A 17,838-nucleotide genomic window follows, 5' to 3' on the forward strand; every position below is an offset into this window, starting at 1 on the left:
TACCACTACCGCACATGGTATCTGTCCGAATGGTGGGACGAATAACCGCTAAACACCTTGTGTTTGGTGGAGTCTAGTCTAGCCGTCTTACTCCCCTCTCAATAATTTGATTGACGTTGCGCTTTCTGCAAAACATTAACTAATGCCATGCGTATTGACTCACGCGCAGCTTAGCCACGTCTAAAAATTCTAATAAGAGATTTATCGGGAGCTTATCATGAGAAGTTCTGTATTTTTGTGCGCTGTTTTTGGGTTGACCTTGTCGCCCGTTGCTTTAGCTGTAGCCAATGAACTAGAAAAAACAACTGAGCAACCTGCCGCAGATGCACCGGTCGAGCGTGTCGCAGTCACAGGTTCACGCCTAAAAGGGGTGGATATGGAAGGCGCCAATCCACTGCAAAGTTTCACCCAAGATGACATCACTAAACGCGGTTACGAGAGTGTGAGTGAGTTTCTACGCGATCTCCCCCAAGCTTCAAGTGCGGGGACTTTCTCGGAAACTGGGGGTGTCGGTGGAGCCGATGGAGCACCAGCTGGCGCATCCGGTGTCAGTTTGCGCGGATTGGGTTCAAGCTCAACCTTAGTGCTAGTCAATGGCCGAAGAGTCGCCGTTGATTCCTTCTCTAATGGCTCTGACTCGTTTGTGAACGTCAATTCTATCCCTTTATCTGCCATTGAACGCATCGATGTGTTAACCGATGGCGCATCGTCCATCTATGGTTCGGATGCCATTGCCGGGGTGATTAACTTTATCCTCCGTAAGGATTTTGTCGGGCATGAGCTCAGTGCCCAATATGGGGATGATACTTCTGATCACGATGCCAGCCGTAAGAATCTGACCTACGCTGGCGGCTTTGCCACAGAAAACAGCAATACTACAGTTGTAGTCGATTATGCGACGCGAAACGCCATCTTTAATAGCGATAGACCTGTTAATGTTACCTTTGAATCCAGCACTCGTATGACCATAGATGGTGAGGATTACGCTGAGTCTTGGTGTGGCGACGATACTCAAAAAAGTGGTACACGTTGCAATTATGACTATGTTATTAAACGCGCTATCCAACCTGACTTTGACAATATAGGCACGACCTTTAATCATATTTATCATCTAGATAATGGATTGGAGTTTTTTGCTGAAGGCATGTATCAAAAGAATACCGGTTCAGCCTATGAGGCGCCTGCGGGATATACAGTGGATATTGCTGGTGATTCTGCCAACATTCCCCAGTATGTTCACGACATTGACATGCTAGATGGGAGTGTCAGCGACGTTATCACTGTTCGAACTCGTTTCCCTGAGCGTCGAGTACAGGAATATGACACTCAGAGCTATCGAGTCCTCGCTGGACTGCGCGGTGAACTTGCCGACTGGAGCTGGGAAACCGCGGCGAGTTATGGCAAATCTACAAACGAAATCAACAATGTTGCTGGCTATATGAATGCCACTAAACTGGATGCCGCCGTGGCGGCGGATGAATTTAATCCGTTCAATTTAGGCCGTGATAGTAGCGCTGCACAAATTGCTACCCTGCGCGATCCCGGCATTCGTAAAGGTGAATCAGAGGTGTTGTCGCTGGATTTTAATATCAGTGGCGATTTGTTTGCATTGCCCGCAGGTACAGTAAGCTCGGTTTTTGGTGGAGAGCTGCGAAAAGAGCAAATATTTGATAGGCCATCTATCAACGCCGTTAATAACGAAATTATCGGCTTAGGCGCAAGCGATGCCGAAGCAGACCGGACGCAATATGCTGTGTATGGCGAGTTTAATTTCCCCATTACCGACACCTTAGATGTGATCGCAGCTTTACGTTACGACCACTATAGTGACTTTGGTGGTGATGTTAACCCTAAAATATCAATGCGTTATCGCCCACTTGAGGACTTAGTATTAAGGGCGTCATGGAGTACAGGTTTTAGAGCCCCTTCGTTATCCCAATTAGGCGCAGGGACGTCGCTCAGCAGCCAGTATATCAATTGTGGTTCAGCTGAACCTTACAATGCCTTATGCGGTACTGCTGGTGCTGAGTTTGGCGAACTCGAGTTTGACCAAGAAACCATAGGCAATAAGGATTTATCCGCAGAAAAATCTGCCGCCATTAACGTTGGCGTCTCTTGGAACCTCACCGAAGCACTACAATTGACCGTCGATTACTGGCGCTACGAGCACGATGATATTGTTGATATTGATGCCAACACTACCTTGGGCGCCTGTATTAAAGACAGTACAAAAATCGTGACTAGCGTTGCAGAACTGGGGGATGAATTTGGCTGTGTTGTTGATGGCCAAGGGGATATCAGCTTCTTACGCACCGGCTATTTTAACGTCGGCAATCAAAATACTGATGGCATCGACTACAAGCTAGATTATCGCTTAGACACTGAAACCGCAGGTGAATTTAAGTTTTATGTTGCGGGCACTGAAACCCTATCGTTTGAAAGACAAGTCACACCTTCAACCCCAGTGGAAGATTTATTAGGGCGGTTAAGTGGCGCCTCAGAAATTGCTCGCCCTGAAAGCGTGCTTGATCTAGGAACCGACTGGCAGCTCAACGATTGGAGTGCCAGTTTATCGGGTCACTACATCAGTTCATTGGGTGATGGTGACTTTAAATTTGATAACGAAACCGTCGACAGTTGGCTCACCTTCAGTGCGAGCCTTGGTTATGAGTTAAATGAACACCATAGCTTTTTGGTGTCAGTGCGTAACCTAACAGATGAAGAACCGCCCTACGCCTCCTCTCCAACCAATGGCTATGCAAGCTCAGTCCATGATTGGTTAGGCCGTCGCTGGAACGTACGTTATACCTTCAAGTTTTAATGTACTGACTTGAGGCATTGGCCGCAGCGTTTAATTGTGGCCAATGCCTTGTTCTGACCCTTTATAAAGGCACATTAGGATGAAATTACCTACTGCAAGGGCAATGCCCGACGCTTTTGTTATTTTATTTTTTATCGTTTTAGCCGCCGCAATAAGCAGTTATCTGTTTCCTGCGGGTTGGTTTGCTATGGTCGATATCGTTGATAGCGCTGGCAACATCACTCAAAGAATCGATCCACAACAGTTTTTCATGACATACGATAACGCGCATCATGTCAGTCTATTTTCAGCCAACAACAAAACGGGGCTGACCAATTTTGCCTTCGACGGCATGACATCAGGCGATCGCATGGGCTCGGCCGTTGGCGTCATGGCATTTATCCTTATCGTGGGTGGTGCCTTTGGTGTCGTCATGGACACTGGCGCCATTACTCATTGCATTATGGCGATGATCGCCAAACTGCAGCGCAGCCAAGTATTACTGATCCCATTACTGTTTATAATATTTTCATTAAGCGGCGCGATATACGGCATGAGCGAAGAGGCCATTGCATTTTGCATTGTACTGTTACCGCTTTTTCAGGCTTTAGGTTATTCAGCGGCAACTGTGGTCATGGTCACCTATTTGTCCACCCAAATTGGATTTACTACCTCATGGATGAATCCATTTAGCGTGGCCATTGCGCAAGGGATTGCCGGTGTACCTTTAATGTCTGGCGCTGGTTTACGGATTGCAGCTTGGTTAGTTTTCACTGTTGTCGGCTTAATTTTTACCCTGCGCTACGCTAAAAAACATCGCTCGGCAGTGGATGCCACACTCGTGCATGCTAACGATAATCCATTGAATAATAAATGTTCTTCCTTTGACATTCTCGTGTTGCTTTGTTTACTCGGCGTAATTATGTGGGTGATTTGGGGAGTGGTAAGCCAAGGCTATTATATTCCGCAAATCGCCAGTCAGTTTTTTGCACTGGCATTGGTTGTTGGGCTGATTGCCGTTCTTTGGCGGAAACGTAGCTTAAACCAAATCTCAAGTGCCTTTCAAAAAGGCGCCAGTGAACTGTTACCCGCCGCTATGATTGTGGGATTCGCCAAAGGTGTGGTGTTATTGCTTGGCGGCGATGACCCACAACAGCCCTCTATTCTTAACACTGCCTTACATTATGCCGGCGAGTCCTTGGCAACGTTACCTGATGTCACCTCTGCCATTGTTATGTATATATTTCAATCTATTATGAATTTCTTTGTCGCATCTGGTTCCGGTCAAGCCGCCCTGACCATGCCTATCATGGCGCCGCTTTCCGATATTGCAGGCGTCACCCGCCAAGTATCAGTGCTTTGTTTTCAGTTTGGTGATGGACTGACAAATTTAGTGATCCCTACTTCAGCCTCATTAATGGGTTGTTTAGGTGTGGCTAAAATTTCATACGCTCAATGGCTTGCGCTTATTTGGCGCTTTCAATTATTGCTGACCTTGATGGCCAGTGCCGTCATTTTATTTGCCGTTATTACAGGATATAGCTGATGTTAACTTTAATCCGTAACGCCGCCGTTTATGCGCCGCAGTTTTTAGGGCTACGCGACGTGTTATTTTGCGAGGCGAAAGTCCTTAAAATCGCCCCCGTCATTGATCTTAAGCATGCAGACTTAGTCACAATCATCGAAGCCAATGGTCGCCCTTTAATCCCAGGTTTAGTGGATCCCTTAGTGCATATCACAGGCGGTGGCGGTGAAGGCGGTTATCACACACGTACCCCAGAGATGCAACTAACAGACGCCAGTCTTGCTGGGGTAACTACGCTCGTCGCAGCATTGGGAACCGACGCCATTAGTCGCAGCTTGAACGAACTTGTCGTCAAAGCGAAAGCGCTCACATATGAAGGCTTGTCTGTCTTTTGCTACACAGGCTCTTACGAGTACCCCGTAAAGACCCTTACTGGCGATGTCACCCAAGATCTGGTGTTAATCGACAATGTTATTGGTGTGGGTGAAATTGCAATTGCAGATCATCGAGGCTCACAACTCACTGTGCCAGAACTCGCCAGAGTCGCAGCACAAAGCCGCGTCGGCGGCATGCTCAGCGGTAAAGGCGGCATAGTATTTGTGCATGTGGGCGATGGTGCGAGTGGTATTCAAATATTGCATCTCATCGCGCAGCAATCAGATATCCCTTTAACGCAGTTCTATCCCACTCACATGAATCGCTCCCAGCAGCTATTAGAGCAAGGGATTGAATTTGCACGACAAGGTGGGGTTATCGATTTCACGACGTCGACCAATACTCAGTATTTAAACGAGGGTGAAGTCGCGGTCGTTAATGCGGTCCATTTTGCAATCTCGCAAGGTATCAACTTGAGTCAAATCAGCTTAAGTTCCGACGGAAATGCTAGCCTGCCCATATTTAGTTCTGACGGTGAATGTATTGGAATTGAAATGGGTAAAGTCAGCAGTCTATTTGAAGCACTAGTGGCTTTAATTAACAGTGGTTTACCCCTAGAAAAAGTGCTTCCTTTAGTGACCTCAAATGCCGCTCGCGTGCTCAAGCTAAAAACCAAGGGCAGAATAAGCGAAACACACGATGCCGACTTTGTGTTATTAACGGATAATTTTAATATCGATAAAGTATGGAGCAAAGGGCAACTACTCGTTGATGAAGGTAACGCGCTGAAATGGGGGACATTTGAATCGCAGTAACTCAATAATGGCGCACGCCGCGCGCGTGCACCACACTCATAAACTGTGTGCAATGCAAGAAGATTACCCGCAAACAGAGCGTATCAAGCTCATTTTCTCAAGGTGAAAGCAGTTTGCATTGGTAAGCGCACTCTACTTCTCGCTGATTGACTGACATTTTAAAACGCGCAACGTTACGCCATCGAGACCCGAACTGCACCATTACAGTTACCGCGCTTTAGCCAAACTATCCCATAAAAACTGGGCATCTTATTGCCCTATTTAGGAAAAGTATTTTATATTCAGCAGATTAACGCCACTGCAAAACAGCTTGTTCTCTATCCTCTTTGCAGATATTGGACATACAAGATACGCGTAACGGCGTTAGGCAAAATTAACCATCTGATATAGATGAAAAGCCATGTCTGTATCTATTATAGTGTCTTGCTTACTCTTATTATCCCCTTTCCTTTCAAGCCCAAGAAAACTGCGAACTTGGGCTGCTAATCCGATTAGGATGAGCAAAGAAAGCCTGCTGTAGCGCGCATAAAATGCAGTTTAACTTAGAGCGCAGGATGTTTAACTCGAGTCACATGATGTTTAACTCGAGTCACATGATGTTTAACTTGGGTCACAATAAGCTATACCATGACTTCAGCGGCCTGCTCCATCGAGCCAACACTCTCAAGTCGATACTTTTTCACAGACGCAGTCTACACATGTTGGGAAGAGATTTGAATAATACAAAAGGTAGTCTGTTTATGGTGGCTGCGATGGCAGCATTTTCTATTGAAGACATGCTCATCAAGTCTGCAGCAGAAACCACCTCTATCGGCCTCATTTTAGCGTTATTTGGCCTAGGTGGGATGTTGATTTTTATACTGTTAACCTGGCGCAAGGGCGAAACAGTGCTTCACCCAGCGGCATTGTCGGCCCCCATACTGTTACGCGCATTGTGTGAAGTGATCGGCCGCTTCTGTTTTGCTTTAGCGATCACCTTAACACCACTATCAAGTGCATCCGCTATTTTGCAAGCCACACCTCTAATAGCCATGATTGGCGCCGCCTTGTTATTCGGTGAACAAGTAGGCCATAAAAGATGGCTTGCGGTATTGGTTGGTTTTGTGGGCGTACTGATGATCATTCGCCCAGGGCTTGATGGCTTTGAAGCCACCTCTTTATTTGCCGTTATCGCTACCTTAGGTTTTGCAGGACGCGATTTAGCAACCCGTACCGCATCACCCGTGTTATCTAACATGCAACTCGGGGTGTATGGCTTTTTTGTGTTAATTCCGACAGGCTTAGCCATAATGATGTACCAAAATGAGCCCTTACAGTTTAGTACCACTGAGGCAACACAAATTCTGGGAGCCATCGTCTTTGGTGTCATGGCCTACAATGCGCTGACAATCGCTATGCGCGCTGGAGATGTCTCAGTAGTCAGCCCCTTTCGGTATACACGTTTACTGTTTGCCTTAGCGTTAGGCATATTGATATTTGGAGAATCACCAGATTTACTGACACTTCTAGGGAGCTTACTCATAGTATTAAGTGGCGGCTATACGTTAATCCAAACGCGTAAAAGAACCACGACGAATAACATACCTAATGCGGCATGAACTGAGTAAAACAACAAGGTAAATTGAAATCTCGGCTAAATTCTTCGCAAGTAAACTGACTCGACGAGGCGCAGAAACAAGCGCGATACACTCAACACAGATTCAGCCTTTGGTGATTTGCTATGGCATTAAAGCGTGCTAACGCTTATGCACTACTTTTAAGATCTAATTTTTAAGCGCTAACTCTTAAGCGCTAGCGAATAAAGATTACCCAGCTTAAGATTTATAATTCAAATGGTTAAGCTTCAACGCCCTCGACGGCGAGCTTGCAAGTCATGACACCAACATAACGTGTAAACTCTCTTATTGAATCTGTCCAAGCGGCGCTGCGAGGACGGCGTTAGTCATCTTATTGTGAACGACAGTAGTTGATGTTGGTTACAGCAAGTACCTGTGGTTTTAATGCAATACTGCATTCCAATGGCGGCGCAATTGTCTCTAAGGGGCCGCAACGTCCCACACCATAAGTCGCAAACTGATTGGGGTTAATGTCAGCATGGAAGAACTGATTCGGAACCCGTACCTTTAAACCACTGTGTTCACCCAAAGAGTCGGTTAGTTGGTCGCCGATACTCATTAGCCAAAATACCTTCCGTTCAGCTTCCAGCGCCTCGCGCACAATATCTTTATATGCAACATTGGGTGCTGGTGTGGGTAAATTGCTGCACACCAGTTGTTTAGTGTTGCGTGAAAAATAGGTGAACCTATCTACGACCTTGGCATCAAGGCCCATGTTATTTTCAAGCCAATACTGAGTGGGTTTAGCACTTTGGTTTTCACAATTACGGGCCGTGACAAAATAACAATCAACACCGTCTTTAAAACACCATTGTTTCGCAAAATCAACCATGCCCTGAATTGCTGGCCCCTTGCCCGTTGGGTCGGAATCAATTGCAGCGCTAAATTCCAGTGTATTATCGATATCAAACATCAATGCTGGCGTTTTTTTCTGCTGTTTGAGTGCATCGATTAAGCCGCTTTTTTTAAAGGACCACATCAGATCATCTAACCGTTTGCGCAAGGTATCAATATCAGTGGCATACTGAGATTGGGCACCATACTGAGAAAAACCTGTACTATCCTGCGTGAGTTGATAGTAGTTTTGGTCATCACTATTGGTCATCAATGGGCTGGGTGCGGGGACGGTGATGGGCTTGCAGTTATTGCCATCAGCATCGCACTTCGCATCTAAACAGATTTTCTCGGAACCGCTGTATTGATTCGCCGCCCCAATACGCACATCTAATTGCGATTTATCGCGGGTCAACTCGCGGTACAAACTGAGCGGGTCTGGTGTTGTTGAATGAGCACTGCATCCACTGAGAAAACTGGATATCAGCAGTAATAAAATAATATGTTTCATCGTGATACTCCGATGACAGTGAAAACCGCGCCGATTGAGCACGCGGTTATTTACTGGCAATTAAAAGCCGGTTAATGACTCAATAAACAAAATGGCATTAACATGCTTTGAGATCTGCTAATACATGATCTGCTGCCTGAAATGCCAACGCTGCCAAAGTGAGGGTGGGATTTCCCGTCGCAACCGTTGGAAACACGCCGCTACCGACTAAAAACAGATTGCTATGATCCCAAGATTGCTGACGAGGATTCACCACCGACGTATCTTTGCAGTCCCCCATTCGATACGTCCCCACAATATGTCCAGCACCGTAAAACGTAAAATTATTGCCCTGATATTCAAAATTATTCGAGGTTACCTCACGCTTATCACCATAGAAAACCGGCGCAGGCGGAGCCTTGGTATATTCGCGCGCACCAAGGGCATCAAACAGTTTGGTCGAAATATCTTTAGCCGAGACAAATGCGTTGCGCACATAATCTTCGCGTACTCGATAGGTTAATTTGGGGCGCGGCAAACCTAAATTATCAGTCAAGGTCTCAGACAGTTCTACACGGTTTTCCGGATCCGGCAATTGCTCAATTAGATAGCCCATACGAATTTGCCGAGTGTAAATACCATTTAAGGTATTCACCAAGGAGGCGCCAAATAAGCTGCTATTTGCAGGGCTCGCAGGGTCAAAGCGCAATGGAATACCCTGCTGATTGACAGAATCCCCATTTAATTGCGAATTATTTTGACCAAATATAAAGTCGGCTAAGGTAGTGAATGGATCATTAGCGGCCCACTGCCAACCCTCATTGCCGATTTCAATACGATAGGCGGCACGGTCTTTACGAAAGGCGCCATCGCGTAAACTTTCAATGCCCGCAGTAGATAGAGGTCCTCGAAAACCATAGACAGGATCTTTCGCCAATCCCCAGGCCAAATACATGATGTGATCCATCAAATTACGCCCAACTTGATCGCTATGGTTGGCAACACCGTTCGGACAGGCTTTATTACGCTTAGACATGAGCAATAATTTTGGCGTCTCAATCGCGTGAGCGGCAATCACATATTTTTTAGCCGTAACAGTACCCCCGCCCGTCGCTATCCCTCCGTGAGTTTGATAGGTTACATAATCAATACCAACAACATCTTTTGTGTTTTCATCCACTTGAACATTTGTCGCAACGTGACGATAAAACACATCAACATTGCCGGTTTGCAATGCTCGTCCGAGCGTCACAGTGGCATCGTATTTGGCTTGGATTGGGCAAATAGGAATACAATTCGTATTACCCGCACATTGACGGCGTTCACCCGGTAATGAATTACGCCCCTGAGGGGTTGGCGTAACTGACAATTTAATCTTGTCGTACACCATATCACTCACCGCTTGTTCGTATTGTTGATCGACTAAAGATGAAACAATACCAGGCATGGGATAATCGTAATTCGCGCCATAAACGCCATCCGGTGAAACATTAAATCCTCGATAGAGCTGATCCATCGCCTCTTTGTCACCGGCGACGCCAATCTCATTAGTCGCCTGTTCATAGTAAGGAACCAGCGCCTGATAAAATTGTTTTCCACCGGGCCAATCCACCCCCTGCTTATACTGGGTTTGCAACTCAAAATCATTGGGCAATAAATGCAAACTGGTTCCCAGCCAATGCCAAGTTGTGCCGCCGCCAATGCGCTCATAGGAACTGGCAAAAGCAAACTTTGCTTCAGGACTGTCAGGTTTCAAATGCTCAGGCTGCGGCGTGTAGTCGAAATAACATTGCTTTGGATTACGCCATGCGCCAATTTGCAACACGGTATAACGCGGCACATTCTCCTTCGCCGGATCAGGCAGCCCGAGTGGATTATCCGCCGTCGATGCCGCTGGATTTTGCGTCGTAGGAGGATAAGGTGATTCAGGTGTTTTGGCATTGGCTTTAAAAAAGGTTTCCATGTAACCACTGCGGTCAACAGGCACTTCCTGCCCTGCTTCGAGGATTAATACTTTTTTCCCCGCCATCCCCAGTTGATAAGCCATGATAGAGCCCGCAATACCAGAGCCCACAATAATGACATCGTAATTGGTTTGAGCGCTCATACTGCACCTCCTTGATGACCCGTATATGCCGACAGTGCTGCGGGTGGTTTTGCCCAATAGCCATAACGATAATTTGAATCACCCATCGGATGCGCCTGCATAACTTGCCAGACTAGACCCGTGGTATAACTTTTTGCCGAAATCATATCGCTAACTGTGGTCTCCGGATCTTTATCCGTCGCGGGAATAATGGTTGGCCATGCACCTGAGTACCACATAAAAATCAATTTACGACAGGCCAACACAAAATTCGTCCCGTTGTCTGGTGCCAGCATTTGCGTGCCAATTTGTTGATCTGATAATTGCTGCGCTTTTAACGCCGCATATTTTTGCAGAATAGTAGTCACTAAGGTTGGGTCCTTCGACTCTTCGGTTATTTTTTGCGTAAACACAGGTAAGTATTCGGATTTAATATCCACGGGATCCAACGTCGGGGCAATAATACTGGTTGCAAAGCCGGTTAATACCGCGCTCAAACCAATAAAATTATTCATAGTGTCGGCAGTCGCGCCTGTAATATCAGTCATGATGAGTTCCTTTCATAAATTATTGCGCGCGTTGCAGCAAGTAAGTGAAATCAGCAAAATTACCGTTAGTGGTTGCCGCATTATTGTGACAAGCCATACAGCTGCTTGATGTTTGCTTTACCGAACCCTGTATATAAGTTTCGAGCGTAGTGTTCGCTAAAAATGAGGGAGCAGGCACGCCCGTTGGATCGGTGGGATTTTTAGCATCGGTAGGCCATTGCGTACTGACCAATTCGTAATTCATCCATACCGATCCCGGCACCACAGCGTCGAGTGCAGCGTGATAACTGGCATTTAAGGCTTTAGCGTCGGCAGTAATAGGAATGACGCGTTCCACTTGAGTTGGTTTAGTGTGCGGGTTTGCCGGATCCCACGGGCGTGCTGGGGGTTCATTGACTTTGCAGTCAGTACATTTAGCATCGTAAAAATTATATGCCGACAATGATGCTGACTCTCCTTGGGTTGGCGCGTTAGCGACATGCTCAAAAGTAGACCAAATCCATTGTGGTTCGCCTGTGGTTTTGTGGGCAATGTGAAACCCGACTAAACCGACTTGTTCAAGCGCACACGCGGGCTTGACCCCGTGTTGCTCTTCTGGATTGTTATAAACTAGCGCGTAAGTCGTATAGTAATTTGTCGCATCAAACTTGCCGCCCATTTTTATCCATGAGGCCTTAAGCATGATAGAACCTACCTGCCCGGTTTTACTGTCGCTCGCGGTAAAATCAACATCGGCATTAAACTGTTTCTGGCCTTTTTTACTGTAGAGGTTATTGTCCAAAATAAAATTGAACATGGTTTCATTGGTTAATATTTCATAACGGGTATAAAGCCCGTTTTGATCAATCAATGGACCCGTTGTAAAAGGCTCACCACTTTCATCCAACACATTCGGGGTTTTACCTACTTGCGTTAAATAAATAGTCCCTTGAGGAATGGACTTGGGATCAATACTTTTGCAAACATCCGGCACATTATTGGACTGATCCCATCCAGGTGGTTTTACGCCATCGGGTAAAAAAATCTCCCGGCTTTCCTTCCAATGCAGCCACACGACTGGCTGGTTCGTTTTTTGCCCAATGGTGGACATGGTATTGGGTGTACCATCGGCATTGGCAGGCCAATTCAGTGCGATAAAGGATTGCCAAGAAAAATCATCAAAATCATGTTGCAAACTCTCAAGAGAGAAAGGCGGTTTTGCAGCGATTTCCAATGGTATAACCGGGCTTAAGATTGGTAAACTTGCGGCGGCTTTGGTAACGGCTGGCGATTCCGCTTGCACGGTCGCACTCATACACAAGAACAACGCGCTATAACTAAAGTATTTGATATACATGAAATTAACTCTCCTTGTTGTTGAAACTTATCACTCACCATCATTACTGCTATAGAAACGATTAATCCTCTGTTGTTTGCCTAAGGTGCATAAGCCAGCCGAACTCTGCTATATAACAGTGTGATGACTTCATCACGGACTCGTTCGATGCATAAAACACGTTCGATGCAAAAAATCGCGGTTTAGCTTGCTTTAACCTTACTTTGACAACGAAAAACATAAGTACTCAGCAGCATCTCTGCATACCTAGCGCCGATATCAAGGTACAAGTCGCGTGCAGGACTTAGCCTCTGCCAAGTCCAGATAAATGGGTGTGCATAATGCGATTTTAGTTTGTTTTTTTGAGCGCTCCCGCTGGTCTACAGAACAGATCTGAAGCGACTGATATGGATAATGATGAACGTCTTTCATTGAAAATCCTTTTCATGACAGCGTGTTATCACGATACCTTGAGCCTAGATAATTCAATTAAAACCAAATGCTTAATTGAAATCCGGTTAGCTCCGTGAAGGATAAGATATTCCTGCATTTTTGCAGTGAAACTAATTCTATTCTGGTTGAAGAAAAGTTACCTTCTGAAAACATGCTAAGTTAAAAAATTGTTTACAATTGACTTATTGTCAAGTTTGAAACGGGAGATTTGTTGGATTTGCAGAAAGGAAGAGGCTGTACTTAAACAAGGTATGGTTCTTGGTAAAGCGGACATAAAGCATGAGCCTGCGCATGTAACGCAGCTGGCTCAATACTGTTTATCAAGACTTAAAATCTTTCATCACGAATCGCCGGAAGTAACAGTTCACGCACATAAGATGCATCTGACAAGCTCAGGAGAGTTCGAACAAGGTTGACAACATCGTGCACTGGCACAAGGGTGCCATCACCTCGCTGAGCAGCTTCGTCAATGGATGTTGCAAGCGTATCCTTCGTATTGAGATAACCCAGCTGCAAGCAAGTTACAGCCAGCCCCTCTTCTCTAAAACCCTCTCGCAATGCGTCACTAATACCGGTAAGAGCAAATTTTGACGCATTAAACGTCACTTCTGGACGCCCGCTTTGGCGTAGTCCAGATGTTGAGCCCGTAAGGATTAACTGAGGTTTAGAAGAGTTGAGTAATTTAGGGATCAAGCGCTTAAGCAGAATAATTGTGCCCGTGATATTAATATTTACCATATCGACAATACTTTGATCCTCATCGTCAAGGAAGCTGTACTCGTCGGTAAAGGCTGAAGGTTCCCATATACTCCAAGATTATAAATGAGTACATCCAGTTGCGCCGGAGTTTGCTGCTCAATCAATCGAACGGCTTCTAATGGCGAACTCATGTCTACATTAATCCATTCGACCTCAACGCAGGCGGGTAAATTGAGATCACTGGGTTGACTGCGTGAAACACCAATAACAGTGTCACCCGCAGTACATAATCCCTCAACAAAAGCGCGGCCAAGACCTCTACCCGCTCCAACAACCATCAATTTCATAATGTTAAACTCTCCATCGGATCGAAACCATTAACGAGTACATGTGCGTATTTATGCTAATAGGCCAGCAATACGCACATGGTTAACTAACTGTATTAAATGAAACTGAACCGTTTGCAATTGAGCATTTGACCCAAGGAAATAGGGATACACGGCACGCAAAGTTATCACTCAAATTGATGCTAGAACTCTGTGAACACGCATTATGGTGGTATTAAGCAGCATTAAACCTAATCAACTGACAATGCACTCCGCTTTGAGCACTAACAAGATCACTGAAATCAATCGGCACAGGCAAAGTAATAAAGCTTAAGGATTGTAGTTTTGCACAACCTTGAGTAATTAGAGTAAATATTTAAGGCTTAAGGCTGTAGTAAATAAGCCGACACCATAGACGCTATGGGTCAACAAACTTAACCCGCGTGCTTTCCATGGAGAAGGCGTTTTATTTGCAGCAACCCCGAATCCAAGACAAGGTTGAATGAGACAGAACGGGAACACTAGGGTCACAGCACCAGTAACTAGCGCAGGAATTAACGTTGGCTCAGATAACCACATATCCCCGAAAATCATTACATGAACCAAAGCGAAAATAATACCGCTCAAATAATGCAGAAACCAACCTATAGAAACTTCTCCTCTCACTGATGGAGTCACCATAATAGGTCGATGAACCAGCTGGCCTCTGTAAATGAAAATAAACCAACGTCCCACAAATGCATAGTTAAGCGTTGGAATACGAAGTACATTTCTTTGCCACCATGACCATACATCCATCACTAATGTGGCACCTGTGCCCACTAACATCACCTGTAGCCAAATCGCCATTGAGTACTCCACTTTGTATTTGTTCCTGAGATTGATATAGTTCAGGCATGGTACAACTTGAAGTCGACTTTAAGTCAAGAGTGCATTTTATGGATATTGGAGATGTTTCACACGAATCGGGATTAGCTCCTTCAACACTGAGATATTATGAAAAAATTGGACTGATCCAATCCATTGGCAGGAAAGGACTTAGACGCCAATATGCCCCTAAGATCATCAATAAATTGAATATCATCTCACTTGGACGTATTGCGGGTTTATCATTAAACGAAATAACGACAATGTTTAATGAATCCGATGAATTGGCCATTGACCGCACTTTACTGGCACAAAAAGCCTCTGATATTGATGTTAAAATTAAGCAGCTAAAAGCAATACGAGATAGTCTTAACCATGTCGCGAGTTGCCCACAGTCAGATCATTTAGCCTGCCTCTCATTTCAAAAACTCATGAAGTCGGTAAAGCCATTTGAATCTTAATTCGGTGATAAAAATTAAGCCCTTGCTATATGTCTAAGCAATACTGTCTTCGAACTAGGCGCCACTTGAATGGCTTGCAAGACAACTAGGTTATAGCGACACCAAAATGATTAAAAATATTATGGGAAATGAATACCTAAGGACTCACAAAGAATGGCTGACCACATCACAGAAATGGTTGGATTATATGAGGGCTTAAACGGACTAGAAGTCCGTCAATTCTGCAAAAAACAAACTTAACCAGTAAAACACTATTAAGTTTGTTTTCATTTTGCGAAGAGAAAGTGAGTCTAACTCTCGAAAAGCCCATATAACAGCCTGTTTTACCCGATTTATATGACTTTTAGAGGAGGTATCAGGGTCAGCAAAAGCATGTTAGTACCCGAGTGGTACTATAAATAGATGTTCTAAATATTTCCTAAACGCCTCAATGATTTGTTCAAAAATGACGACTGGAAATAGTAAGTGTAAATTTACGCGCGCATTCTGATATAAAGAGACATTAGCCAGTAATAATAGTTTATGACCTTATTTCCCAATGTTATTATTGGTTTTTTTAATAAGCGATTAACGCTAACTAGGGACAACGAGACAGCATGCGTCAAATTCTATTAATCAGTACATTTTGTTTAGTGTTTTTTATCACTCCATTTACAACTAGTGCACAAAATACTGATACTGCGGGTATTAATGTTGAAAAACTACTTGAAACAGAACAATCTTGGGATGGAGTGGTTTATAAGGAATACCCCAAGGGGACTCCGCAGCTGTCAGTGCTTAGAATTACTGTTGCACCAAATACGAGTCTTGCTTGGCATGAACACCCGATACCCAATGCTGCTTATGTGTTGAGTGGGATATTAACAGTGGAAAAAAGATCTACTGGCGAAAAACGTGTTTTGACAGCGGGTGAGGTATTGCCAGAGATGGTTGGCAGCGCTCATCGCGGTTATACAGGTAAAGAAGGCGTTACACTTGTGGTTTTCTATGCAGGGCAAAAAGAACTTCCGCTGTCTAAATCCGTTGAATAACAATGGTCTTAGAGTCTAATTGTAGTGCTCTACAAAAATAGGTCAGTTTGATAGAAGCGATACCAATTACATTGCACATTGCTGATTTGAAAAAAGTTCTGCACTTTAATCGTTATTAAAGTGCAGTTTTCGCAAGTTATAGAGCTTAATCAATGTGTTTTGCGCATTATCACGACGAACGAGTGTGAACCTGAGTTTATACAACACAAATTACATAAATAGTTATCCATCAATAATTATTACACGCTCACTAGTCGTATCTGCAGAGAAAGCGCTTTAGCACAACTGAAGAGTAAGTAACTCGTCTGGGGAAAAATGAGTTGGTATAGGGAAGTTATCAGGCTCATTTCTGATTAGTAAATGTATCGAATTAACGCCAGTTTATGGAGTTGGATTAATAGTTTTTGTCGAAATTGATTACTTCAAACAATATAAGCCGTGGCCACTTATTTGTTTGCTTATTTGAATTTCATAGCATTCATTAGGGGATTCCTAAGAGACGATTATCATCAACTATCCTATTTGCTTGCAGTAAAACCTGTTACTCCATATTGTCATAGGATATAGCCATCACTAGACGCAATAGCTCTGCTACGGGTTCAAATAGGCTCTCTGGAATTACGTCTCCAGTCTCAACGTGTTTAAATAAAGCGCGTGCCAATGGAATGTTCTCGACTATTGGCACACCTGCTTTCTCGGCTAAAGCTACTATGTGTAAAGCCATATGATCTTCGGCTTTTTCGAGCACTTTAGGCAACGGTGTCTCGCCTTCGCAATAATACAAACACACGGCAATATGGGTTGGATTTCGTACAACCACAGTGGCTTTGCGAACGTTATTGGCAAGGCTGCCAGACGCGACTTCACGCTGTGTTTCGCGGCGTTTCTGTTTCATTTCGGGGTTACCTTCAGAATCTTTGTACTCTTGTTTGGTGTCATCTTTGGACATTTTGAGCTCTTTCATTAGGCTATAGCGTTGAAATGCATAATCGGCGATCCCAAATATTAAGTAGCATCCTAAAAAGCTTCCCCAGAGCCATGTGATCATGGTCGAAATCACACTGATGCCGCAGGCTTCTCCGCATAAAGGCAAGTATTGAAAGGCGTTAACGTAACGATGGAGCAGATAGTAAAACACTAAACTCAACACTGTGACTTTGACGAGGTTTTTAGCGAGCTCGAATAGACTTTTCAGTGAAATAAGTTGCTTAGCATTATTCATAACATTGAGTTTATTCATGCTCGGCATTATAGACTCAGTCGCCCAAACGGGGCCTGTTTGGACTGAGTTCCCCACCACTATGGTAAACACGAGTACTAATGTCAGCCCACCGAGAAAACGTAATGCCAGCATGGCGAAGGTACCCACGATTTGTTCGGCCGCTGTTTCGAGGGGAAGATTGATGGCATTAATGGTTAAGTCGATTAACGCCATAATGGCTTGAACGAGTGCGGGCCCTTCGTAGAGAAAGTACCCGAGAATGATCGCCATCTGTAGTCCGGTGACGATTTCTGCACTTTTAATGACCTGGCCGCGATTTCTCGCTTCTCGTAAGCGTTTTTCTGTGGGTTTTTCTGTTTTCTCGGCCATAGGTCA

The 17,838-nt window shown here is 44.7% G+C and carries 14 protein-coding genes; 6 read left to right on the forward strand and 8 right to left on the reverse strand.

All coding sequences use genetic code 11. The annotated features are described in order from the left end of the window. Nucleotides 1-217: 217 nt before the first annotated feature. From AC5YB3_RS01405 to AC5YB3_RS01420, 4 genes are all read left to right on the forward strand, one after another. Nucleotides 218-2,821 (forward strand): TonB-dependent receptor, encoded by a 2,604-nt coding sequence (locus AC5YB3_RS01405; protein WP_494526407.1) that lies wholly within the window; start codon nt 218-220, stop codon nt 2,819-2,821. A 79-nt stretch (nt 2,822-2,900) separates the two neighbouring features. Then, a complete protein-coding gene (gene yfcC / locus AC5YB3_RS01410) occupies nt 2,901-4,346 on the forward strand; it encodes a putative basic amino acid antiporter YfcC (RefSeq protein WP_494526408.1) in 1,446 nt (481 codons plus the stop codon). Next, nucleotides 4,346-5,515, forward strand: a complete 1,170-nt coding sequence (gene iadA, locus AC5YB3_RS01415) for a beta-aspartyl-peptidase (protein ID WP_494526409.1) — start codon at nt 4,346-4,348, stop codon at nt 5,513-5,515. The genes yfcC and iadA overlap by 1 nt, the downstream gene beginning before the upstream one ends. 740 nt (nt 5,516-6,255) lie before the next feature. Next, entirely contained in the window at nt 6,256-7,113 is an 858-nt protein-coding gene (locus tag AC5YB3_RS01420) for a DMT family transporter (RefSeq protein ID WP_494527211.1), read from the forward strand. A 349-nt stretch (nt 7,114-7,462) separates the two neighbouring features. Here the strand turns inward: AC5YB3_RS01420 and AC5YB3_RS01425 are convergent, their stop codons facing one another. From AC5YB3_RS01425 to AC5YB3_RS01455, 7 genes are all read right to left on the reverse strand, one after another. Beyond that, the gene (locus AC5YB3_RS01425) at nt 7,463-8,476 is read right to left on the reverse strand and encodes an HAD family hydrolase (RefSeq protein WP_494526410.1); all 1,014 of its coding nucleotides are present in this window, start codon (nt 8,474-8,476) and stop codon (nt 7,463-7,465) included. A gap of 97 nt (nt 8,477-8,573) precedes the next feature. Beyond that, a complete protein-coding gene (locus AC5YB3_RS01430; RefSeq protein ID WP_494526411.1) occupies nt 8,574-10,562 on the reverse strand; it encodes a GMC family oxidoreductase in 1,989 nt (662 codons plus the stop codon). Further along, the gene (locus tag AC5YB3_RS01435) at nt 10,559-11,089 is read right to left on the reverse strand and encodes a hypothetical protein (RefSeq protein WP_006087243.1); all 531 of its coding nucleotides are present in this window, start codon (nt 11,087-11,089) and stop codon (nt 10,559-10,561) included. The genes AC5YB3_RS01430 and AC5YB3_RS01435 overlap by 4 nt, the downstream gene beginning before the upstream one ends. 19 nt (nt 11,090-11,108) lie before the next feature. Then, on the reverse strand, nt 11,109-12,425 hold the full coding sequence (locus AC5YB3_RS01440) for a hypothetical protein (RefSeq protein ID WP_006081469.1): 1,317 nt from the start codon (nt 12,423-12,425) through the stop codon (nt 11,109-11,111). Between the two features lie 759 nt (nt 12,426-13,184). Beyond that, complete coding sequence (locus AC5YB3_RS01445) at nt 13,185-13,595, reverse strand: SDR family NAD(P)-dependent oxidoreductase (protein ID WP_494526412.1); 411 nt, start codon at nt 13,593-13,595, stop codon at nt 13,185-13,187. After that, nucleotides 13,589-13,903: an SDR family NAD(P)-dependent oxidoreductase gene (locus AC5YB3_RS01450; RefSeq protein ID WP_494526413.1), complete on the reverse strand. Its 315-nt coding sequence runs from the start codon at nt 13,901-13,903 to the stop codon at nt 13,589-13,591. The genes AC5YB3_RS01445 and AC5YB3_RS01450 overlap by 7 nt, the downstream gene beginning before the upstream one ends. Before the next feature lie 342 nt (nt 13,904-14,245). Further along, nucleotides 14,246-14,731, reverse strand: a complete 486-nt coding sequence (locus AC5YB3_RS01455) for a DUF2938 domain-containing protein (protein ID WP_494526414.1) — start codon at nt 14,729-14,731, stop codon at nt 14,246-14,248. 89 nt (nt 14,732-14,820) lie between these two features. Between AC5YB3_RS01455 and AC5YB3_RS01460 the strand changes: the two genes are divergently transcribed. Together AC5YB3_RS01460 and AC5YB3_RS01465 are read left to right on the forward strand one after the other, a co-directional pair. Continuing rightward, the gene (locus AC5YB3_RS01460; protein WP_006081466.1) at nt 14,821-15,210 is read left to right on the forward strand and encodes a helix-turn-helix domain-containing protein; all 390 of its coding nucleotides are present in this window, start codon (nt 14,821-14,823) and stop codon (nt 15,208-15,210) included. 596 nt (nt 15,211-15,806) lie between these two features. After that, nucleotides 15,807-16,241: a cupin domain-containing protein gene (locus AC5YB3_RS01465; protein WP_006081465.1), complete on the forward strand. Its 435-nt coding sequence runs from the start codon at nt 15,807-15,809 to the stop codon at nt 16,239-16,241. Nucleotides 16,242-16,782: 541 nt separating this feature from the next. Here the strand turns inward: AC5YB3_RS01465 and AC5YB3_RS01470 are convergent. Further along, complete coding sequence (locus AC5YB3_RS01470) at nt 16,783-17,832, reverse strand: EscU/YscU/HrcU family type III secretion system export apparatus switch protein (RefSeq protein ID WP_494526415.1); 1,050 nt, start codon at nt 17,830-17,832, stop codon at nt 16,783-16,785. Nucleotides 17,833-17,838 lie beyond the last annotated feature (6 nt).

The sequence above is a fragment of the Shewanella sp. 1311 genome, assembly GCF_059338235.1.